This window comes from Actinomadura darangshiensis (assembly GCF_004349235.1).
Lineage (GTDB): Bacteria > Actinomycetota > Actinomycetes > Streptosporangiales > Streptosporangiaceae > Spirillospora > Spirillospora darangshiensis.
In genome coordinates, this window is sequence record NZ_SMKY01000522.1 from 1 (window position 1) to 3,312 (window position 3,312).

Sequence of the window (3,312 nt, forward strand, 5' to 3'; positions counted from 1 at the left end):
GGGCCTACTGCGGGGGCGGGGGACGGTTGTCCCGGTACCAGTCGCCGCCCTCCTGCTCGCCGCCCTGCGGCGGCGCGGGCTGGGTGCCCTGCGGGTCCTGGCCGCCGGAGCCGCCGTAGGCGCGGGTCCACTCGCCCATGTCCTCCTGGTCGGCGGACGGCTGCGCCTCCTGCTGGCCCTGCTGCTGCTCGTAGCCCTGCTGGCCGTACTGCTGCTGCTCGTACCCGGCCTGCTCGTAGCCCTGCTGGCCGGCCTGGTAGCCGCCCTGGGCGCCGTACTGCTGCTGCTGGCCGTAGTCCTGCTGCTGGCCGTACTGCTGGTACTGCTGCTGCTCGTAGCCCGGCTGCTGCTGCTCGTACCCCGGCTGCGCGGCCTGCTGGCCCTCGGCCGGCTGCTGGCCGTACTGCTGGTACTGCTGGTACTGCTGCTGGTCGTACTGCTGCTGGCCGTAGGCGGGCTGCTGGCCGTACTGCTGCTGGCCCGGCTGGCCGGGCTGGCCCGGCTGGCCCTGCTGGTAGCCGAAGTCGGGGTAGCCCTGCTGCATCTGCGGCTGCGGACGCGCCGGCTGCATCCCCTGGAAGACGGTGAAGGCGAACCAGCCGCCCACACCGACGACGGCGAGGTCGCCCGCGCCGACCAGGAAGGTGGTGAGCTTCGTGGTCGCGCTGGCGTAGTCGGAGTCGGCGAGCATCCCGGACAGCCACGCGACGACGCCGAACAGGCCGATGCCGCCGAGGACGCCGAGCGCCCCCATGGTGATCGTCCGGGCCTGCGGGGTCGGGGTCTCGCCCCAGGTCGTCAGCAGGATCGAAACGACGACGAGGCCGACCATCGCGACCTGGAGGAACGTCCCGTCACCGGCCTGGGAGAGGGCGCGGAGCGTGAAGCTGCCCCCGCCGCCGAGGAGCGAGATGATGCCCGCGAGCAGATGCACGCCCGCCGCGGCGAGCAGTACCCAGGCGGCCGGTTCGCGCAGGCGCTGGACGGCTTCCTTTTTCACGGTGACATCTCCAGACCGAGGCAATCCGATTTACACGCAAAGCTTGGCATAGTTGATCCGGGGGCGGCGACCCTTGGCACCACCCGCCGGCGGGCCCGCCGGATCCCCGTAGGCTGATCCTATGAAGATCGTGGCGTTGGCGGGCGGGATCGGCGGGGCCCGTTTCCTGCGCGGGCTGCAGGCGGCGGCCCCGGAGGCGGAGATCACCGTCATCGGCAACACCGGGGACGACATCTCCCTGTTCGGGCTGCGGGTCTGCCCCGACCTCGACACCGTGATGTACACGCTCGGCGGCGGCATCAACGAGGAGCAGGGCTGGGGACGGGCCGACGAGGCGTTCACCGTCAAGGAGGAGCTCGCCGCGTACGGCGTCGGGCCGGGCTGGTTCGGGCTGGGCGACCGCGACTTCGCGACGCACATCGTCCGGACGCAGATGCTGGCGGCCGGGTACAAGCTGTCGGCGGTCACCGAGGCGCTGTGCGACCGGTGGAAGCCGGGCGTGCGGCTGATCCCGATGACCGACGACCAGGTCGAGACGCACGTGGTGGTCGAGGACGAGCAGGGGCGGCGCGCCGTCCACTTCCAGGAGTGGTGGGTGCGGCTGCGCGCGTCCGTCCCGGCGCTGTCGATCGCGGCGGTCGGGGCGGAGGAGTCCGGGCCCGCGCCGGGCGTCGTCGCGGCGATCGAGGCGGCGGACGTGGTGCTGTTCCCGCCGTCCAACCCGGTGGTCAGCGTCGGGACGATCCTCGCGGTGCCCGGCATCCGGGAGGCGGTCGCCGCCAAGACCGTGGTGGGCGTCTCCCCGATCATCGGCGGCGCGCCCGTCCGCGGCATGGCCGACGCGTGCCTGACCGCGATCGGCGTGGAGACGTCGGCGCGCGCGGTCGCCGAGCACTACGGCCTGGGGCTGCTGGACGGCTGGCTGGTCGACGAGGCCGACGCGGACGTCCGGGTGGAGGGCATCGAGGTGCGGTCCCGGCCGCTGCTGATGAGCGACGCCGGGGCGACCGCCGCCATCGCGCGCGCGGCCCTCGACCTGGCGGTGGAGCTGAAGCGGGTGGAGGACGCGGATGAGGCTTGAGATTTTCGGCGTCCCGGGCCTGCCGGAGATCGCCGAGGGCGCCGACATCGCCGCCCTGATCCCGGACGGGACGGTCGAGGACGGCGACGTCCTCGTCGTCACGTCCAAGATCGTCAGTAAGGCGGAGGGCCGGGTCCTGGTCGCCGGCGACCGGGAGAAGGCCATCGACGCCGAGACCGTCCGGGTGGTGGCGCGGCGGGCGCACGCGCGCGGCGAGACCCGGATCGTGGAGACGCGGCAGGGGCTCGTGCTGGCCGCGGCGGGTGTGGACGCGTCCAACACCACGCCCGGCACGGTGCTGCTGCTGCCGGAGGACCCGGACGCCTCCGCACGCCGCATACGCGCGGGCGTGCGGGAGCGGACCGGGGCCGACGTGGCCGTCATCGTGTCCGACACGCTCGGGCGGCCGTGGCGGAACGGGCTGACGGACGCGGCGATCGGCGCCGCCGGCCTGGAGCCGCTCACCGACCTGCGCGGACGCGACGACGCCCACGGCAACCGCCTCGAAGCCACCATCACCGCCGTGGCCGACGAGATCGCGGCGGCCGGCGAGCTGGTCAAGGGCAAGCTCGACGGGGTCCCGATCGCCGTCGTGCGCGGGCTGTCCGACCTGGTCACCCGAGAGGACGGGCCAGGCGCACGGGTTCTGGTGCGTCCGCCCGAGGAGGACATGTTCCGGTTCGGGCCGTCGGAGGTGCTGCACGCGCGGCGCACGATCCGCGAGTTCACCGCCGACCCGGTCGACCCGGCCGCGGTGCGGCGGGCGGTCGCCGCGGCGATCACCGCGCCCGCGCCGCACCACACGACGCCGTGGCGGTTCGTCCTGCTGGAGTCGGCGGAGTCCCGGACGCGGCTGCTGGACGCGATGCGCGACGCCTGGGAGGCCGACCTGCGCCGCGACGGCTTCACCGAGGAGTCGATCACCAAGCGGCTGCGGCGCGGCGAGGTGCTGCGCCGGGCGCCCTACCTCGTGGTGCCGTGCCTGGTGGCGGACGGCGCGCACGACTACCCGGACGAGCGGCGCTCGCGCGCGGAGCGCGAGATGTTCGTGGTCGCGGCCGGCGCGGGCGTGGAGAACCTGCTGGTCGCGCTGGCGGTCGAGGGCCTCGGCTCGTGCTGGGTGTCGAGCACGATGTTCTGCCGCGACGTCGTCCGCGACGTCCTCGACCTCCCGGACGAGTGGGACCCGATGGGCGCCGTCGGCGTCGGCCACCCCGCCGCACCCCCGCGC

General features: G+C 74.1%; 3 protein-coding genes. 2 read left to right on the plus strand and 1 reads right to left on the minus strand.

Going from position 1 to position 3,312, the window contains the following annotated elements; genetic code table 11:
* Positions 1 to 4: 4 nt before the first annotated feature.
* Positions 5 to 1,000: a hypothetical protein gene (locus E1293_RS45800; RefSeq protein ID WP_132206243.1), complete on the minus strand. Its 996-nt coding sequence runs from the start codon at positions 998 to 1,000 to the stop codon at positions 5 to 7.
* 121 nt (positions 1,001 to 1,121) lie between these two features.
* On the opposite strand from E1293_RS45800, the gene cofD reads away from it, so the two are divergent.
* On the plus strand, positions 1,122 to 2,081 hold the full coding sequence (gene cofD / locus E1293_RS45805; protein WP_132206245.1) for a 2-phospho-L-lactate transferase: 960 nt from the start codon (positions 1,122 to 1,124) through the stop codon (positions 2,079 to 2,081).
* Positions 2,071 to 3,312: coenzyme F420-0:L-glutamate ligase (locus tag E1293_RS45810; RefSeq protein WP_132206247.1), on the plus strand; the 1,242-nt coding region annotated here is incomplete at its 3' end. The genes cofD and E1293_RS45810, both read left to right, overlap by 11 nt.

Bases quoted from the DNA above. Each gene is read 5' to 3' on its own strand.
- cofD (WP_132206245.1), top strand. From the start codon at position 1,122: ATGAAGATCGTGGCGTTGGCGGGCGGGATCGGCGGGGCCCGTTTCCTG.